The organism is Saccharothrix sp. BKS2 (assembly GCF_047689505.1).
In the GTDB taxonomy this organism is placed as follows: domain Bacteria; phylum Actinomycetota; class Actinomycetes; order Mycobacteriales; family Pseudonocardiaceae; genus Actinosynnema; species Actinosynnema lopnurensis.
Genome location: NZ_JAUQOL010000003.1, coordinates 335,035 through 351,702, shown reverse-complemented (window position 1 = coordinate 351,702; position 16,668 = coordinate 335,035). Strand labels below are relative to the sequence as shown.

Below are 16,668 nucleotides of genomic sequence, written 5' to 3'. Positions count from 1 at the left end.
TTCTCGGTTCTCGGTTTTCGTTCTCGGTTTTCGTTCTCGGCGCGCCAGGGTGGCGCGCCGTCGGGGAGGTGTTCGCGGATGAAGAAGCTGTTGTCCCTGCTCGCGGTTCCGATCGCGGCGGCGGCACTGGTGGTGCCGGGGGTGTCGTCGGCCGAACCGGCGCCCGCCACCACCGTGGAGTGGGTCGAGTGCCCGGCGGACGCCGCCGCACCCGGCCTGGAGTGCGGGACGGTCCGGGTGCCGCTGGACTACCGGGACCCCGGGGGCCGCACGATCGAGGTGATGATCTCGCGGCTGGCGAGCCGGAACCCGGAGAAGCGCCGCGGCATCCTGCTGACCAACCCCGGCGGACCGAGCCCCGGCCTGAGGTTCCCGGCCGAACTCGCGCTCGGCGGCCTGCCGCAGGAGGTGCGCGACGCGTACGACGTGATCGGCGTCGACCCGCGCGGCGTGGGCCACAGCACGCCGGTGACGTGCGACCTGACGCCGGAGCAGCAGTTCGCCGGCAGCGTCCCGCCCTACGCCGTGACGCCCGCCGACGTGCGGGAGTGGGCCGGCGAGACCCGGGAGATCGCGCGGCGGTGCGCCGCGTCGCCCACCGCGCACCTGATGCCCCACACCACGACCGCGAACGCCGCCCGCGACCTGGACCGGGTCCGCGCCGCGCTGGGTGAGCCGAAGGCGTCCTACCTCGGCTACTCCTACGGCACGTACCTGGGCGCGGTGTACGCCACGCTGTTCCCCCGGACCACCGACCGCGTCGTGCTGGACAGCAACCTCGGCGCGGGCGGCTGGGACGTCGAGGGCGGCCGCATGTACGCGCGCGGCGTGGAGGACACGTTCCCCGACTTCGCGCGGTGGGCCGCCGCCCGCCCCGACCTCGGCCTGGGCGGCACGCCCCGGCAGGTGCGCGCGAAGTACTTCGACCTCGCCGGCCGGCTCGACGCGGCGCCGGTGCAGGGCCTCACCGGACCGCAGTTCCGGATGCTCACGTTCGTCGGCCTCTACGGCACCGGCGACGCGGCCTTCACCCGGCTGGCCGGCCTCTGGCGGGCGCTGGACACGGGCACGCCGCTGCCGCCGGACGACACGCCCCTCCCGCCGGGACTGGAGAACCTCATCGCCGGCCGCCTCCACATCGTGTGCGGCGACTCCCGCTGGCCCACCTCGGTGAGGACCTACGAGCGCAACGTCGCCGTCGACCGCGTCCGCTACCCGATGTTCGGCGCGGCGGCGGCCAACATCCAGCCGTGCGCCTTCTGGCCGGACCCCGTGGAGCAGCCGGTGCGGATCTCCGACCGGGGCCCGCGCAACGTGCTCATGGTGCAGAACGAGCGGGACCCCGCCACGCCGCTGGCCGGCGCGCGCTCGATGCGACGGGCCTTCGGGGACCGGGCGGCCATGGTGACCGCCGACCAGGGCGGGCACGGCGTCTACGTCCTGGGCGCCAACACCTGCGCCAACAACGCGGTGACCGGGTACCTGCTCGACGGGCGGCGCCCGGCGCACGACCTCCGGTGCGCCGCCGAGACCCCGCGCACCTCCGACTCCACGCGGACCCCGGCCATCGGGTAGCACCCCCGCGCCGGTTCCACTTCCGGCCGGCTCCACTTCCCGGCCGTCACACCACCCGACCGCGCCGCGGGTCGGCCCGCCTTCCACGGGGTGGGTCGGCCCGCGGATCCGTCACCCCACCGGCCGGTGTCACCAACCCGCACTGCCGACCTGCCTTGCCGACCTGCCTTGCCGACGCCCGGTGGAGATGATCGACCGGGTGTCACCCGGTCCGACGCGAACTCGCGGGTCGCCTCGTGTGGCGGAAGACTACCGTCTCGTCAACACCGATATCGAAGGGAAGGCTGAAACAACCCTTTCGTGTACTCCGGTCCGTGATGCGGTGGCATCCGGCGCGAGCACGGGTATGAAACCGCGCGTGCCAACGAAAACTTTGCCCCTCACGGCCGCCCAGCAGGGCGTGTGGTTCGCCCAGCAGCTCGACCCGGACAACCCGATCTACAAGGCCGCCGAGGCCGTGGACGTCGACGGGCCGCTGGACGTCGCGTTGCTGGAGGGGGCGATCCGCCGGGCGGTCGACGAGACCGAGGCGTTGCGGGCGGCGTTCCTCCGCACCGGGCAGGGCCACCTCCGGCAGGTGATCGACCCGTCGTCGGGGTGGGACCTGCCGGTCCTGGACCTCCGCGGGCGGGCGGACCCGGTCGCGGCCGCGGAGGCGTGGATGCGCGCCGACCTGGCCGGGCCCGTCGACCTCGAACGCCCACCGCTGTTCTCGTTCGCCCTGCTGCGCACGGGGGAGCGGCGGTGGACGGTCTACTTCGGAATCCACCACGTCCTCCTCGACGGCTACGGCTTCTCGCTGTTCATCCAGCGCGTCGCCGAGCTGTACGCGGCGGCCGAGGAGGACCGGGCCGCGGCGCCGTGCCCGTTCGGCTCGTTCGAGCAGGCCCTCGCCGAGGAGGCCGAGTACGAGGCGTCCGAGCGGTTCGCGGCCGACCGGCGGTTCTGGGCCGACCGGCTGACCGGCTGGCCCACCGCGGGCAACCCGACCGCGTCCTCGTCGGTGGTGCCGCGCACCTCCCTCCGCGAGACCGGCCACCTGGCCCCCGCCGACGCCGCGGGCCTGCGCGCGCTGGCGCGGCGGGCGAAGACGGGCCTGCCGTCGGTCGCGATGGCGGCGCTCGTGCTCTACGTGCACCGCCTGGCGGGCGAGGACGACGTCTCGCTGGAGCTGACGGTCAACGGCCGGTCGACCAGCGCCTCGCGCCGCGTGCCGTCGATGGTCGCCGGCGTGCTGCCGCTGCGCGTCTCGACCACCCCGTCCGCCACCGTCGCCGAGCTGGTGCGCGACACCGCCGCCGCGGCGAAGGACCTGTTGCGCCACCAGCGCTTCTCCACCACCCACCTGGTGCGCGACCTGGGCATCGCGCCGCACCGGGGCGGCTACCTGGGCGACTGGGGCATCAACATCATGATGCACGACGCGGAACTGCGCTTCGGGCGTCACCCCGCGGTGCTGCGGAACCTCTCGAACGGCCCGGTGACCGGCCTCGGCGTCAACGTCTACGACCGACCCGCCGACGGCTCCCTGCGGATCGACTTCAACTCCGACCCCGCCAGGTACGACGCCGAGGCGCTGTCCGCCCACCACCGGCGCTTCCTCGCGCTGCTGCGCACCCTGGCCACCACGGGCCTGGACCGGGAGCTGGGCGAGGTCGAACTGCTCGACGAGCGCGAGCGCGCCCTCGTGCTGCACGAGTGGAACGACACCGCGCTGCCCACGCCGGACACCACGCTGCCCGCGCTGTTCGAGGCGCAGGTCCGGGCCGCACCCGACGCCACGGCCCTGGTCTGCGGCGCGACGCGGCTGTCCGCGGCCGAGCTGAACCTCAGGGCCAACCGCCTGGCGCACTCGTTGATCGCGCGCGGGGCCGGGCCGGAGACGTTCGTCGCCCTCGCCCTGCCCCGGTGCGCGGACTACGTGGTCGCGCTGCTGGCGGTCCTCAAGGCGGGCGCGGCCTGCGTGCCCCTGGACGCCGGCCACCCGCCGGCCCGCCTGCGGGCGCTGCTGGCCGAGACCGGGCCCCTGTGCGTGCTCGCCACCGCGCGGACCGGCGCGACCCTCCCCCCGGACCACCCCGTCGTGCTGCTGGACGAGGTGCTGGACGAGGTCGACCCCGACCGGTGGCCGGGCACCGACCCCGTCGGCACCCACCGGCCGCACCACCCCGCGTACGTCAGCTTCACGTCCGGCTCGACCGGCCGGCCGAAGGCGGTCGTGGTGGAGCACCGCCAGCTGGCCAACCTGTTCCACGACCACCGGGCCGAACTCCTGGGCCCGGCCCGGGGGCGCCTGCGCTCGGCGGTGACCGCGTCGTTCTGCTTCGACACCTCCTGGGAGGGCGTGGTGTTCCTCGCCGCCGGGCAGGAGGTCCACCTGGTGGACGACGCGGTGCGCCTGGACCCCGCCGCGCTCGTGCGCTACTTCCGGCGCCACCGGATCGACTTCGCCGACCTCACGCCGTCGGTGCTGCGCACCCTGCTCGCGCGGGGCCTGTTCGCCGGCGAGGAGAGGTTCCCCTGGCTGCTCATGGTCGGCGGGGAGGCGATCGACCCCGTGCTGTGGCGGACGCTGCGCGAGTGCCCCGGCATCGAGGCGTGGAACTACTACGGACCCACGGAGGCCACGGTCGACGCCGTGTACTGCCGGATCACCGGCGAGCAGCCGGTCATCGGGCGTCCGGGCCACAACGTCCGCGCCTACGTCCTCGACCGGGCGCTGCGGCCGCAGCCTCCGCTGGTGCCCGGCGAGCTGCACCTGTCCGGCGCGCAGGTCGCCCGCGGCTACCTCGGGCAACCCGGCCTCACCGCGCAGCGCTTCCTGCCCGACCCGTTCGGCCCGCCCGGCGCCCGCATGTACCGCACCGGCGACGTGGTCCGGTGGACCGGCGACGGCGCGCTGGAGTACCTGGGGCGCACCGACGACCAGGTCAAGGTCAGCGGGGTGCGCATCGAGCCCGGCGAGGTCGAGGCCGTGCTCCTCGCGCACCCCCGCGTCGCCGAGGCGGTGGTCACCACCTCGGCCTCCGCCCTGTCCGCCCACGTGGTCCCCGCCCGCCGCCCGCTCGACGAGGCGGAGCTGCGGTCCTGGGTGGCGGAACGGCTGCCCACCTCGATGGTGCCCTCGTCGGTCGTGCTGCTCGACCGGCTGCCGCTGACCGAGCACGGCAAGCTCGACCGCTCCGCCCTGCCCGCGCCCGAGGTCCGCGCCGGCCGGGCCGCGCGGACGCTGCGGGAGAAGCAGCTGTGCGCGTTGTTCGCCGAGGTGCTCGGCGTCGCCGAGGTCGGCGCGGACAGCAGCTTCTTCACCCTGGGCGGGAACTCGCTGCTCGCCGCCGAACTCGTCAGCCGCCTGGGCTCGGAGCTGGGCGCCGGCCTCCCGCTCGGCGCGGTGTACGGGGCGCCGACCGCGGCCGACCTCGCGCGGCTGATCGACCGGGCGACCCCGTCCCGGGCGTTCGACGCGCTGCTCCCGCTGCGCGCCGGCGGTTCCCGGCCGCCGCTGTTCTGCGTGCACCCGGTGGGCGGGCTCGCCTGGTGCTACGCCGGGCTGCCCCACCACCTGCCCGACGACGTCCCGGTGTACGGCCTCCAGGTCCCCGGCCTGGTCGACCCCGACGACCTGCCCACCACGTTCCACCAGATGATCGACGGCTACGTGCGCCGCATCCGCTCCGTGCGCCCGACCGGGCCCTACCACCTGCTGGGCTGGTCGATCGGCGGCGCGCTCGCCCACGCCATCGCCGCCCGCCTGCGCTCCGAGGGCGAGGACGTGGGGCTGCTGGCGCTGCTCGACGCGCGGCCGATCGACCCGGGGGCGGTGTTCGAGGGGCAGGACGTCCTGCCCCTGCTGCTGGAGGCGGCCGGCCTGACCTCCGACGGGCGCTGCGGGCTCGGCGAGCGGGACATCGGCACCCTCACCGCGGTGCTGGCCCACTTCGCCACCCTGGTCCCCACCTACCACGACTCGGTGTTCGACGGGGACGTGCTGTACTTCGAGGCCACGGAGGGCGACCGCGCCCACGGCAGCGGCACGTGGTGCTCCCGGGTCACGGGCCGGGTCGTCTCCCACGGCATCGCCTGCACCCACCACGCCATGACCCAGGCGGAACCGCTCGCCGTGGTCGGCGGCCTGATCTCGCGCCACCTGCGGGACCGGGCCGGTGCCCCGGACCGCGCGGGCGTCGTCACCGCGCTCCCGGCGGAGGCGTGATCCCCCGGCTCCGCGGCACCGGCGAGGCGGCTCAGGGTTCGTCGCCGATGGCTTTCCCCTGGACGCGTTCGTGGGTCTGCCGCGGGTCGGCGCCGTGCTCGCGGGCGTCGATGGCGGTGCGCAACTCGTCGGGACCCATTCGGTCGTGGCCGAGCACGCCCAGCAGTTCGGCGCGTTTGTGCAGCGCCTCTATGTCTGTTTTATCCATTGTGGCCCTTTCTGTCGACGTGGGTCCCGAAAAGGGAACTACCCCGGTGGCCGACCCCTGATACGCATTTCCCCCCACGAACCGCGACCGGCGATCCGGGGCGTCACACCCGCACCCTTCGGCCGGCCGTATAGGCGACCCGACGGGGGATGGCGGCCACCGCGGCGCGGCCGGCACCGTCTCGCTGCCCGCGTGCGGCCCGCCCGCGGCCGGGAACGAGGGGAGCGCCGTGCCGGACGACGAGAGCGGTGGCCTGCTCCGGCAGTTGTCGAGCCGCCAGATCGGCATGATCTCGCTGGGCGGCACCATCGGCACCGGCCTGTTCCTCGGCGCCGGCCTGGCCATCTCCCTGGCGGGCCCCGCCGTGGTGCTGGTCTACCTGGTCGGCGCGCTGGCGGCGGTGGCGGTCGCCTACGCGGTGGCCGAGATGGTCGTGGCGCACCCGGGAGCCGGCGGGTTCGGCGCGGTCGTCGCGCGGTACGCCGGGCCGCTCACCGGCTACGTCCAGCGGTGGTGCTACTGGGCGACGCAGGTGATCACGGTCGGCGGTGAGGTGGTCGCGGCCGGCCTCTACGTCCGGTACTGGTGGCCGCAGGTGCCGCTGTGGGCGGCGGTGTGCCTGTTCTCGCTGCTCATCCTGGTGGTCAACTTCGCCGCCGTGCGGTTGTTCGGCGAGGTCGAGTACTGGTTCGCGATGATCAAGGTGACGGCGCTGGTCGTCTTCCTGGTGCTCGGCGGGCTCTACGTGGTGTTCGGGCTGCCGGGGCGGGACGCGGTCGGGCTGTCGGCGTGGACCGACCACGGCGGCTTCGCCCCCAACGGGCTGACCGGCGTGGTGCTGGCGATCACCGTGGCGACGTTCAGCTACGGCGGCGTGGAGTCGGTGGCGATGACCGCCGCCGAGTCGCGCGACCCGGCCCGCGACATCCCGCGCGCGGCCCGGCGGGTGGTGCTGCGGCTGGCGCTGTTCTACGTGCTGGCCACCGGCATCATCGTGGCGATCGTGCCGTGGACCGAGGCGGCGGCGGCCGAGGGGGTGGAGGAGAGCCCGTTCGTGCGGCTGTTCACCACCCTCGGCGTCCCGGCGGCCGCGGGGCTGATGAACCTCGTCATCCTCACCGCCGCGCTGTCCGCCGCCAACACCACCCTCTACCTCGCGTCCCGCACCCTGCACTCCCTGGCCCTGGACGGCTACGCGCCGCGCCGGCTGGCCTCGGTGACCGGCCGGGGCAGCCCGGTGAACGCGGTGCTCGCCTCGACCGTCGGCCTGGCCGTCGCCGCGGTCGCGGCGGCCCTGTCGCCCGGCACGGCGTTCCCGGTGCTGCTGGGCATCGCCATGTTCAGCGGTATGACGGCCTGGCTGCTCATCTTCGTCGGCCACCGGGCGTTCCGGCGCGCCCGCGCGGACCTGCCGCCGTCGGCGGTCCGGTTGCCGGGCGCGCCGGTGACCTCGGTGCTGAGCGTGGTGTACGTGGTGCTGGTGCTGGTCGCCTCGGCCTTCACCGCGGCGTTCGGCCCGGCCTGGCAGGTCGGCGTGCCGTTCGTGCTGCTGGTGCTGGCGTCCTACCCGCTGGTCCGGGCCCGCCGCGCGGCCCGGGAACGCCGGGTGGCGGGCGACTACAACGACTCGGTGTAACCGTGCTCGACGATCCGCCGCGCGGACTCGACGTAGTAGCCCTCCGGGCCCTCCGGCGCGAACGTCGCCAGGCCGTCGACGTACCGGTTGAACATGCAGAACGCCGCCGCGATCAGCACGGTGTCGTGGATCTCGACGTCGCTGGCGCCCTGCGCCCGCGCCGCGTCCACCATCTCGGCGGTGACCTCGCGGCCGGAGCGCTGCACCGCGCCCGCGATCCGCAGCAGCGCCTTCAGCTTGTCCGGGATCGGCGCGGTGTCGAGGTCCGCGCGCACCCGCTGCACCAGCGGCAGGCCCTCGTCGAGCTGCGCGGCGGCGAAAGCGGAGTGGGAGTTGCAGCAGAAGTCGCAGTCGTTGAGCCCGGACACGTACGCGGCGATCAGCTCGCGCTCGCCCGCGGGCATCGAGTGCGGTGCCCGAAGCAGGACTTCGGCCAGTTCGTTGAGCGGTTTCGCCGTCTCGGACCGGAACTTCATGGGGCCGGTGATGCCGGGGAACCGCGTCTCGTCCACGCCCAGATCGATGTGCGCCATGACCGCCACGCTAGCCGTCGCCGTTCGCGGCGTGGACCGGCCGACTGCGTGGTCCCGCAACGCCGATCGCCGCCCGGACCGCGCCCGGACCGGTGACGACGACGCGCGGTTCAGGCGGTGCCCTCCCGGGTGTGGTGCCTGCCCACCGGGAGCATGAGCGGCCTGCCGGAGACGGGGTCGGTGATCACCCGGCAGTCCAGGCCGAAGGTGGCGCGCACGGTCTCGGCGGTGAGGACCTGCTCGGCGGTGCCGGTCGCGTGCAGACCGCCGCGGGCCAGGGCGATGAGGTGGTCGGCGTAGCGGGCGGCCAGGTTCAGGTCGTGCAGCACCATGACGATGGTCGTGCCGCGCGAGCGGTTGAGGTCGGTGAGCAGGTCCAGCACCTCGATCTGGTGGCTGACGTCCAGGAACGTGGTCGGCTCGTCCAGCAGGAGCAGGTCGGTCTGCTGGGCCAGCACCATCGCGATCCAGACGCGTTGGCGCTGGCCGCCGGACAGCTCGTCCACGGCGCGGTCGGCCAGGTCCGCGGTCCCGGTCGCCTCCAGCGCGGCGGCCACGGCCAGGTCGTCCTCCCGGCTCCAGCGGGACAGCACGCCCTGGTGCGGGTGGCGGCCCCGGCCGACCAGCTCGGTGACCGTGATGCCCTCGGGCGCCAGCGGCGACTGGGGGAGCAGGCCCATGGTGCGGGCCAGCTCCTTGGCGGGCATCCGGTGCACCTGCTCGCCGTTGAGCAGGACGCGGCCCGCCCTCGGGGTGAGCAGCCGGGACATCGAGCGCAGCAGGGTGGACTTGCCGCAGGCGTTCGCGCCGACGATCGCGGTGATCCCGCCGGGCGGCACCACCAGGTCCAGCGAGGTGATGACGGTGCGGTCGCCGTAGCCGATGGTCAGCTGCTCCACCGCGAGGGTGTGGGTGGCGGTCACAGCGAGCCTCCGGCGCGGTTGGTGCGGATGATGAGGTAGATCAGGTAGGGGGCGCCGAGCACGCCGGTGACCACGCCGACGGGGTAGCGCGCGCCCAGCAGGAACTGGCCGGCGAAGTCGGCCACGAGCACCAGCAGCGCGCCGACCAGCGCCGCCGGGAGCACCAGCGACCCGCTGGGCCCGACGAGCCTGGCCGCGATGGGGCCGGACAGGAACGCGACGAAGGCGATCGGCCCGGTGGCCGCGGTCGCGAACGAGATCAGCCCGACCGCGGAGACGATCACCGCGATCCTGGTGGGGTCGAGGCGGACGCCCAGCGCCGAGGCGGCGTCGTCGCCGAGTTGCATGGTGGCCAGCGCGCGGGTCTGGGCCAGCAGCAGCGGACCGAGGACGACCACGGCGCCCAGCACCGGCACGACGTCGGACCAGGCGGTGCCGTTGAGGCTGCCGGTCAGCCACCGCAGCGCCTGTTGGAGGTCCCACTCGCCGGCGCCGTTGAGCACCCAGTTGATGGTGCTGTCCAGCATCGCGGAGATGCCGATGCCGATCAGGACCAGCCGGGTGCCCGCCACCCCGCCCCGGTGCGACAGCAGGTAGATCAGCAGCGCGACGCCGAGCCCGGCGACGATGGCGAAGACCTCGACGGCGGGACCGGACAGCGAGAGCGAGACGATGGCGAACGCGGCGGCCGCGCTCGCGCCGGCGCTGATGCCGATGACGTCCGGGCTGGCCAGCGGATTGCGCAGCATGGTCTGGAAGGTCACGCCGCCCAGGCCGAAGCAGAGCCCGACCAGCGCCGCCAGCACGGTGCGCGGCAGCCGCAGGCGGCCGACGGTGAACGACGCCCCGGGCACCTGCTCGCCCAGGACGACGGCGATGACGTCGCCGGGCGGGTAGAACCGCTGGCCGACCATGAGCGACACCGACGCGGCCACCAGGACCAGCGCGGTGAGCACCGCGATCACGGCGCGGCGGCGGCGGGCCCGGCGCGTCCTCGTGCGGACCACCAGGGCGACGGTCGCGGGGGTGGCGGTGGCCGTGGTGTTCACAGGGAGCGGACCTTCTGCCGGCGGACGATCCAGATGAAGAACGGCGCCCCGACGAGCGCGGTGATGATGCCGACGTCGACCTCCTCGGGCCGGGTCACCAGGCGGCCGACGACGTCGGCGGCGGTCAGCAGCACCGCGCCGCCCAGCGCGGAGAAGGGCAGCAGCCGGCGGTGGTCGACCCCGATCAGCAACCTGAACAGGTGCGGGACCACCAGGCCGACGAACCCGATGGGCCCGGCGACCGCGGTGGCCGCCCCGCACAGCACGACCGCGCCGGCGAACGCGCCGAGGCGGGTGAGCACGACCCGTTCGCCGAGCCCGGCGGCCAGGTCGTCGCCCAGCGCCAGCGAGTTCAGCCCGCGCGCCGTGAGCGCGCACACGACCGCGCCGGCCACCAGGAAGGGCAGCACCTGCCCGATCCGGTCGAAGGAGGCGCCGCCGACCCCGCCGATCTGCCAGGACCGGAAGGTGGCCGCGACGTCGTTGCGCGCCAGGACGACCGCGTTGATCAGCGAGGTCAGGGCGGCCGAGGTGACCGCGCCCGCGAGGGCGAGCTTGAGCGGGGTGGGCCCGCCGCGCCCCAGGGAGCCGACGGCGTAGACGAACACCGCGGCCGCCGCCGCGCCGAGGATGGCCACCCAGATGTGGGAGGTGGCGCTGACCAGCCCGAAGGACACCATGCCGGTCACCACGGCCAGCGAGGCGCCCATGTTCACGCCCAGGATGCCCGGATCGGCCAGCGGGTTGCGGGTCACGCCCTGCATGACCGCGCCGGCCAGCCCCAGCGCCGCGCCGACCAGCGCGGCCAGCACGGTGCGCGGGACGCGCTGCGCGACGGCCGCCTGGGCCAGGGTGCCCTCCACCCCGCGCACGCCGGCCAGGACGTCGGCCACCGCGACGTCGCGCGCCCCGGCCACCACCGACGCGACCACGGCCGCGAGCAGGGCGACCAGGACGGCGAGCAGCCACCAGGCGCGGGCCCGCCCCGGGTGCCGCGCGGTGGCGGCGCCCGGGACGGGCCGGTCGGTCGACGTGGTCACTTGACCTTGTCGGCGGCGGCCGCGAGCCGGCCCGCGTACTCGTCCAGCACCCACGACACCGACATCGGCGTCGGGTTGGCCGCGGTGCCCGCGGGGGAGGAGCCGGACAGCATGACGACCGAGCCGTTGGCCACCGCGCGCATCTTGGACAGCAGCGGGTTGGCGGCCAGCGCGCGGCCCACCTCCTCGTCGCCGTAGCCGACCACGATGTCCACGTCGTCGAAGGCGTCGATCTGCTCGGTGCTGTGGCGCAGGCTGAACTTGTCGGTGGTCGCCGACGCCCCGGCGATGCTGCCCGGCGTGGTCATGCCGAGGTCCTCGAAGAACATCGCGCGGGTGTCGTGCGTGGTGTAGAAGCCGATCTGGCTCAGGTCCGTGGTGTCGAAGTGCGTCATGAACATCGTCGACTTGCCCCGCAGCTGCGGGTACTTCCCGGCGACGTCCTCGATCTGCCGCTCGATGTCGGCGATCATCTTCTCGCCGTCGGCGGAGCGGCCGAGCGCCTTGCTGCCGGCCGTGATGCTGTCGCGCCACGGGGTGGCCCACGCCGTCTTCGGGTAGGCGACCACGGGGGCGATGTCGCTGAGGGTGTCGTAGTCCTCCTGCGTCAGCCCCGAGTAGGGGGCGAGGATGACGTCCGGGCGGGTGTCGGCCACCGCCTCGAAGTCGATGCCGTCGGTCTCGTCGAACAGCACCGGGGTGGGCGCGCCGAGCTCCTCGAGCTTCTCCGAGACCCAGGGCAGCAACCCGTCGCCGTCGTCGTCGCCGAAGTTGGCCTTGGCCATGCCCACGGGCACGATGCCCAGCGCGAGCGGCACCTCGTGGTTGGCCCAGGCGACGGTGGCGACCCGCTCGGGCTTCTCCGGGATCGTGGTCGACCCGAGCGCGTGCTCGATCGTGACCGGGAACGAGTCCCCGGCGGGGGTCGGGCCGGCGCCGGCGTCCTCACCGCCGTTCTCGCTCGGGGAGGAACAGGCGCTGAGCGCCATCGCGGCGACGGCGGCGACGGCCCCCACCCGCAGGCGGCGTGAACGCACGGGCGAACCCCTTTCGTCGAGGCCAGGCACCGGCTGTCGAGACGATCACGAGCCTGAGGTGTGCTTAGCCTTGCCTAAGCTAAAGGACCGTGATCGCGGTTCGGTAGGTCTGTCCACTGTGATCTGGAACCCGTCGGTACCGGATCTGTGTCCGGTCGGTCGCGGGGTGCGACCGCCGTCCGCCGGGGGGTTGGCGATCGTCCGCCGGCGGGTCGGCGACGGCTCGTGCGGAGGTCCGGCGACGGCTCGTGCCGCCTCTCCCGGACGTGGACCCGGTTGTCTCGATCGAGTGATGTTGAGGAGCGGTCACCACCCCGGCGGTGACCGTCGTCGGAGTCGCGGACGGGCGGCGGGGTCCACGATCGTGCAGGTACCGCCCCTGTGACGCGCCGCCGCCGGCCGAGGGGACCGGTCGGTGGCGGGTCCGGGGAGCCGGTTTTCTCCGTCGGGTGTGGTTTGGCGTCCCGGGTTCCGAGGGCATTCGGTTTTCCCGGAGGTCCCCACGGAGAGCAGGAGTGAACATGACGGCACCGGTGCGCGGCACCGACCGGTATTGGGCGTCGCTGGAAGAGGCGGCGTCCGATTTCGTCCTGGCCCTGCGCGAGGGCGGGCGGGACGACGAGGAGTGGGTGCGCGCCCTGGGTGAGGCGCACGGACTCGACGGCCTGGCCGACCTGGTGGCCCTGCTCCTGCGGCACCTGCACCTGGCCCACCCGGACCTGCCGCGCACCCCCGCGGGCGGGGTCGACCTGGCGGCCCTGGTGCCCACCAGGGAGGACGCGGTCACCGTGCTGCTGGCCTCGTCGCAGTGGGCCCGCGCCGACGGCGTCGCCGTGCCCGACGCCGGCCACATCACCCTCGCCGACCGCATGGCCGCCGCCGTCGAACGGGTGTGCCCGGTGCTCCAGGCCGCCCTGGACGCCGCGGCGACGCCCGGGAGCGCCCGGTCGATCATGCCGGTGCGCGAGGTGCTGTACGACCTCGACCGCGACCCCTACAGCATCACCAGGACCCTGGCGCTGGTGGCCGACGCCATCGTGGTGGCCACGGGGCGCGCGACCGGGTGAGCCGCTCCGGTACCCGGTGGACCGGGGATGAGCCGCCCCGGCACGTCGAGCGGGCTCTCTCACCGCGGCGGCCCGCGCGGCGGCTGTCCAGACCCGGCGGGTAGAGCGCGTTCTCCACCCGCTGCGGCTGCTGCCCGCGCGGCCCGCGCGGTGGCCGTGTCGATCACCGCGCAGGCCCGGTCCACGATCTGGTCCGTTGGCACCGGTCCGTCGGCTCCGGACCGGTGGACTCGCGCCTAGCAGGTGCCGTCGGACTCCCTCATGCCCGTGTTGGCGCCCGCCGTGCGGCTGACGATGCCCGGCACGCAGTTCGCCTGGTCGAGCCGGTAGCTGTAGGGGATGCCGACCGAGGTGGTGGACGTGGGGTTGGGGCCGGCGGGGTTGGTCTCCTCGTCGGGGGCCGACCAGGTCACGTTGTCGAAGGTGTTCCCGCTGACCTGCCAGTACCCGGCCTCGTCGGTGTAGAAGGTCCCCAGGGCGTCGTGGACGTCCTTGAAGTAGTTGTTCTCCACCTTGGCCTTCGCCCCGGCCCGGGAGTTGATCCCGGACTCGTGGACGTCCACGTAGTGGTTGTTGTACATGTGGCCGATACCGCCCCGCAGCAAAGGGGTGCGGGAATCGATGTTCTGGTACAGGTTGTGGTGGTAGGTGACGAACCCGTTCGAGGTGTCGCTCTCGCTCGAACCCACCAGACCGCCGCGGCCGGAATTGCGCAGGGTGCTGTAGGACAGGGTCACGTACTGGGTGTTGTCCTTCATGTCGAACAGGCCGTCGAAACCCTCCGACTCGCCGCCCGAGGCCAGCAGGGTGGCGTGGTCCACCCAGACGTTGCGGACGTTCTTCTCCATCCCGATGGCGTCACCGCCGTTCGAGGTGGGTGAACCCGACTTCTTGACGTTCTGGATCGTCACGTTCCGGATGATGATGTTGCGCGACTCGCGGATGTGGATGCCGAGCTGGTCGAACACGGCCCCGCTGCCGACGCCGATGATCGTGACGTTGCTGATCCGCTTGAGCTCGATCACGCCGGCGGCGGTCTCGCAGCTGTCGCCCGAGACCTTGGTGGTGTTGCCGTGGTTGATCCGGCCCTCGACCTCGATGGTGATCGGCGTGCTGCTGCCGGCCCGGCCGCACAGGGCCTGGTGGATCTGGGTCCCGGAGGTGGCGCGAACCGTCGCCCCGCCCTGACCGCCGGTGGTCCCGCCGTTCTGGGACGCGTAGCCGGTCGCGGCACCGGCCGCCGCCGACGCCGGTGGCATCGCCAGGACCACGCCGGCCGAGGTCGCGGCGACCAGCGCGGCCGCGGCCGCGGGGATTCGCCGTGCGACTGATCTCTTCATTCCTTCTCCTGCGTCGTCGAAGGGTGGGAAGGCTGTCGAATTCGTTCGGAACCAGTTCCGGCACAGCTTGGAAAGCGCTTGCCTAACGCTAGGTGCCGATGTCGGCCGTGTCAATCAGCGACAGCTTGTTCACGAATGTGCACAACGACTGCGAAGTTCCGGTACGTGAACCCGGCGCTCCTTCCGCCCACCGCGCCCCGGCCACGTCCTGCTGATCAACAGGGAGCGGTGGCACTCACCCCGTGGTGTTCCGGCCACCCAGGCGGTTCGGCAGGCGAAAGCCGAGGGTCACGATCAAGGCCGGCACCGCCACCGTGAAGAGTGTCGCGCTGCCTTGAGGGCGTATTTTCCGCACCGCCCCTGGGTGGCGCCGGAATTTCGCGCTGTCATGTTCCTGACAGGTAGTCCGGAACTCACGGCACACACGGGAAGGCAGGAAGATGGGCAGATCCAGGTTCACGGCCGCGGCATCGGCCGTCGCACTGGCGGTTTCGGGGTTGCTCGTGGCCGTCGGAGGCACGGCCCAGGCGGAAGCCGGGTACGACAACATCGCCATGTACAAGCAGGAGAAGACCCAGTGGTGCTGGGTCGCCTCGGGGCTGACGATCGCCAAGTACCACGGCCTCGGCAGCACGCAGGCGGACTTCTGCACCCGGGCCCAGCCCTACTACGGCTGCAACAACCAGCCCGCCACGCTCGACGACATGGCCAAGGGCTGGAACAGCCTCGGCATGGCCCACCCCGGCTCCGGCCTGAACAGCGCGGCCTCGTTCAACCAGGTCTACACCGACGTCAAGGCCGCCCGCCCCCTCGGCGCGCGCATCGGGTGGACCTCGGGCGGGGGCCACATGAACGTGGTCTACGGCTTCGACACCGCGAACAACACCATCGCCGTGGCCGACCCGTGGCCGGACACCGCCACCTACACCTGGTGGAACTACAACGACTACGTCAACAACAACTCGTTCAAGTGGACCCACTCCCGGATCGGCATCTCCCGTTGAGGCAGGCGACATGCGCGAAACACGAACACCCGGTGTGCGGACGGCCTCACGCCTCTCCCGGCTGACCGCCGTCCTGGCCCTGGGCGCGTCGGTCCTGCTGTCCACCCCCGGTGCCGGCCGCGCGGCCGAGGACCCGCTCCCGGACATCCCCGACTACCAGGCCGCCCTCGACGCGGTGAAGTCGACCGCCGCCCTCAACGCCGTCTGCCGCTTCCTGGCCGCGCCGGTGCCGCAGGGCGGTTCGGAGACACCGCAGACGATCCCGGACAAGGCCGAGCCGTGCGAGGGCATGCCGACCTTCACGATCAAGGACCCGCTGGCGCTCAACGAGATCACGCCGGGCTTCGTCGCGGGCACCTCCCCGCCGGTCGCCGTCGAGGCGGTCAGGCTCAGCTACCTGGTGTCTTCGCTGAGCGTCACCATCAACAACCGCCAGGCCACCGTCATCCTCGCCCCGACGCAGGGCGGCGGCTGGCACCTGGCGGCGGTGCGCGAGGGCGACAGCGACGCCGCGTACGCCGCCAAGGCCGGTGTGGGGTCGCTGGTGTTCAGCGAGCCGCAGATCCGCGGCTGGTACGAGCTGAGGCTCCTCACGGTCAAGCCGCTCAACGACCAGGCGCGCGAAGCCCTGGGCGGCCAGTCGTCGGTGTCGCTGAGCGAGTACCAGAAGCTGGTCAAGGCCCGCTACGCCGACAAGCTGCCCGGGTCGGACTACGACACGCGGGGCATGTCCAGCGGCTACGGCACCGCCCGGGAGCCCGGGGACGCGACGTCCTCGGCACCCCTGCTGATCGGCGGTTCCGGCACGGCCCTCGCGCTCGCGGGCGGCGCTGTCCTGCTCTTCCGCCGCCGGCGCGCCACCACCGGCTGAACCGGCCCCTCCGCCCCGGCACCCGGCATCCGGCCGGTGCCGGGGCGAAGCCGTCTGCCCGGTCGGCGACCGCCGGCGCCGAGGCGTGGAGCGGTCGTACCGGGTCATCGGAATCGGGTCGTGAACCCACCCGGTGCGCACCGCTACGTACTGGGTGTCCCGAACAGGTCGA

At 73.4% G+C, this 16,668-nt stretch carries 13 protein-coding genes; 6 read left to right on the top strand and 7 right to left on the bottom strand.

The features are described 5' to 3' along the window. Positions 1 to 78 precede the first annotated feature (78 nt). Positions 79 to 1,575 carry an alpha/beta hydrolase gene (locus Q5530_RS07220; RefSeq protein WP_415361460.1) on the top strand — a complete coding sequence of 499 codons (1,497 nt, stop codon included), beginning with the start codon at positions 79 to 81 and terminating at the stop codon, positions 1,573 to 1,575. A gap of 358 nt (positions 1,576 to 1,933) precedes the next feature. Next, positions 1,934 to 5,788 carry an amino acid adenylation domain-containing protein gene (locus tag Q5530_RS07215; RefSeq protein ID WP_415361459.1) on the top strand — a complete coding sequence of 1,285 codons (3,855 nt, stop codon included), beginning with the start codon at positions 1,934 to 1,936 and terminating at the stop codon, positions 5,786 to 5,788. A 31-nt stretch (positions 5,789 to 5,819) separates the two neighbouring features. Here Q5530_RS07215 and Q5530_RS07210 read toward each other — a convergent pair whose 3' ends face one another. Beyond that, a complete protein-coding gene (locus Q5530_RS07210; protein WP_415361458.1) occupies positions 5,820 to 5,996 on the bottom strand; it encodes a hypothetical protein in 177 nt (58 codons plus the stop codon). A gap of 229 nt (positions 5,997 to 6,225) precedes the next feature. Between Q5530_RS07210 and Q5530_RS07205 the strand changes: the two genes are divergently transcribed. Continuing rightward, positions 6,226 to 7,632, top strand: coding sequence for an amino acid permease (locus Q5530_RS07205; protein WP_415361457.1), 1,407 nt, complete (start codon positions 6,226 to 6,228; stop codon positions 7,630 to 7,632). Here the strand turns inward: Q5530_RS07205 and Q5530_RS07200 are convergent. The 5 genes from Q5530_RS07200 to Q5530_RS07180 form a co-directional block, all read right to left on the bottom strand. Next, positions 7,614 to 8,165 (bottom strand): carboxymuconolactone decarboxylase family protein, encoded by a 552-nt coding sequence (locus Q5530_RS07200; RefSeq protein WP_415361456.1) that lies wholly within the window; start codon positions 8,163 to 8,165, stop codon positions 7,614 to 7,616. The two genes, Q5530_RS07205 and Q5530_RS07200, sit on opposite strands and share 19 nt — an antisense overlap. 110 nt (positions 8,166 to 8,275) lie before the next feature. Further along, positions 8,276 to 9,088 carry an ABC transporter ATP-binding protein gene (locus Q5530_RS07195; protein ID WP_415361455.1) on the bottom strand — a complete coding sequence of 271 codons (813 nt, stop codon included), beginning with the start codon at positions 9,086 to 9,088 and terminating at the stop codon, positions 8,276 to 8,278. Next, positions 9,085 to 10,137: a FecCD family ABC transporter permease gene (locus Q5530_RS07190; protein ID WP_415361454.1), complete on the bottom strand. Its 1,053-nt coding sequence runs from the start codon at positions 10,135 to 10,137 to the stop codon at positions 9,085 to 9,087. Before Q5530_RS07190 ends, Q5530_RS07195 begins: the two co-directional genes overlap by 4 nt. Then, positions 10,134 to 11,177: a FecCD family ABC transporter permease gene (locus Q5530_RS07185; RefSeq protein WP_415361453.1), complete on the bottom strand. Its 1,044-nt coding sequence runs from the start codon at positions 11,175 to 11,177 to the stop codon at positions 10,134 to 10,136. Before Q5530_RS07185 ends, Q5530_RS07190 begins: the two co-directional genes overlap by 4 nt. Then, a complete protein-coding gene (locus Q5530_RS07180; RefSeq protein WP_415361452.1) occupies positions 11,174 to 12,214 on the bottom strand; it encodes an iron-siderophore ABC transporter substrate-binding protein in 1,041 nt (346 codons plus the stop codon). Before Q5530_RS07180 ends, Q5530_RS07185 begins: the two co-directional genes overlap by 4 nt. 521 nt (positions 12,215 to 12,735) lie before the next feature. Here Q5530_RS07180 and Q5530_RS07175 point away from each other — a divergent pair. After that, positions 12,736 to 13,281, top strand: coding sequence for a hypothetical protein (locus tag Q5530_RS07175; protein ID WP_415361451.1), 546 nt, complete (start codon positions 12,736 to 12,738; stop codon positions 13,279 to 13,281). Positions 13,282 to 13,517: 236 nt separating this feature from the next. Here the strand turns inward: Q5530_RS07175 and Q5530_RS07170 are convergent, their stop codons facing one another. Further along, on the bottom strand, positions 13,518 to 14,621 hold the full coding sequence (locus tag Q5530_RS07170) for a pectate lyase family protein (protein WP_415361450.1): 1,104 nt from the start codon (positions 14,619 to 14,621) through the stop codon (positions 13,518 to 13,520). A gap of 503 nt (positions 14,622 to 15,124) precedes the next feature. Between Q5530_RS07170 and Q5530_RS07165 the strand changes: the two genes are divergently transcribed. Continuing rightward, positions 15,125 to 15,625, top strand: a complete 501-nt coding sequence (locus Q5530_RS07165) for a papain-like cysteine protease family protein (RefSeq protein ID WP_415361448.1) — start codon at positions 15,125 to 15,127, stop codon at positions 15,623 to 15,625. Positions 15,626 to 15,635: 10 nt separating this feature from the next. Then, entirely contained in the window at positions 15,636 to 16,496 is an 861-nt protein-coding gene (locus Q5530_RS07160; protein ID WP_415361447.1) for a hypothetical protein, read from the top strand. The last annotated feature ends 172 nt before the right edge of the window (positions 16,497 to 16,668 follow it).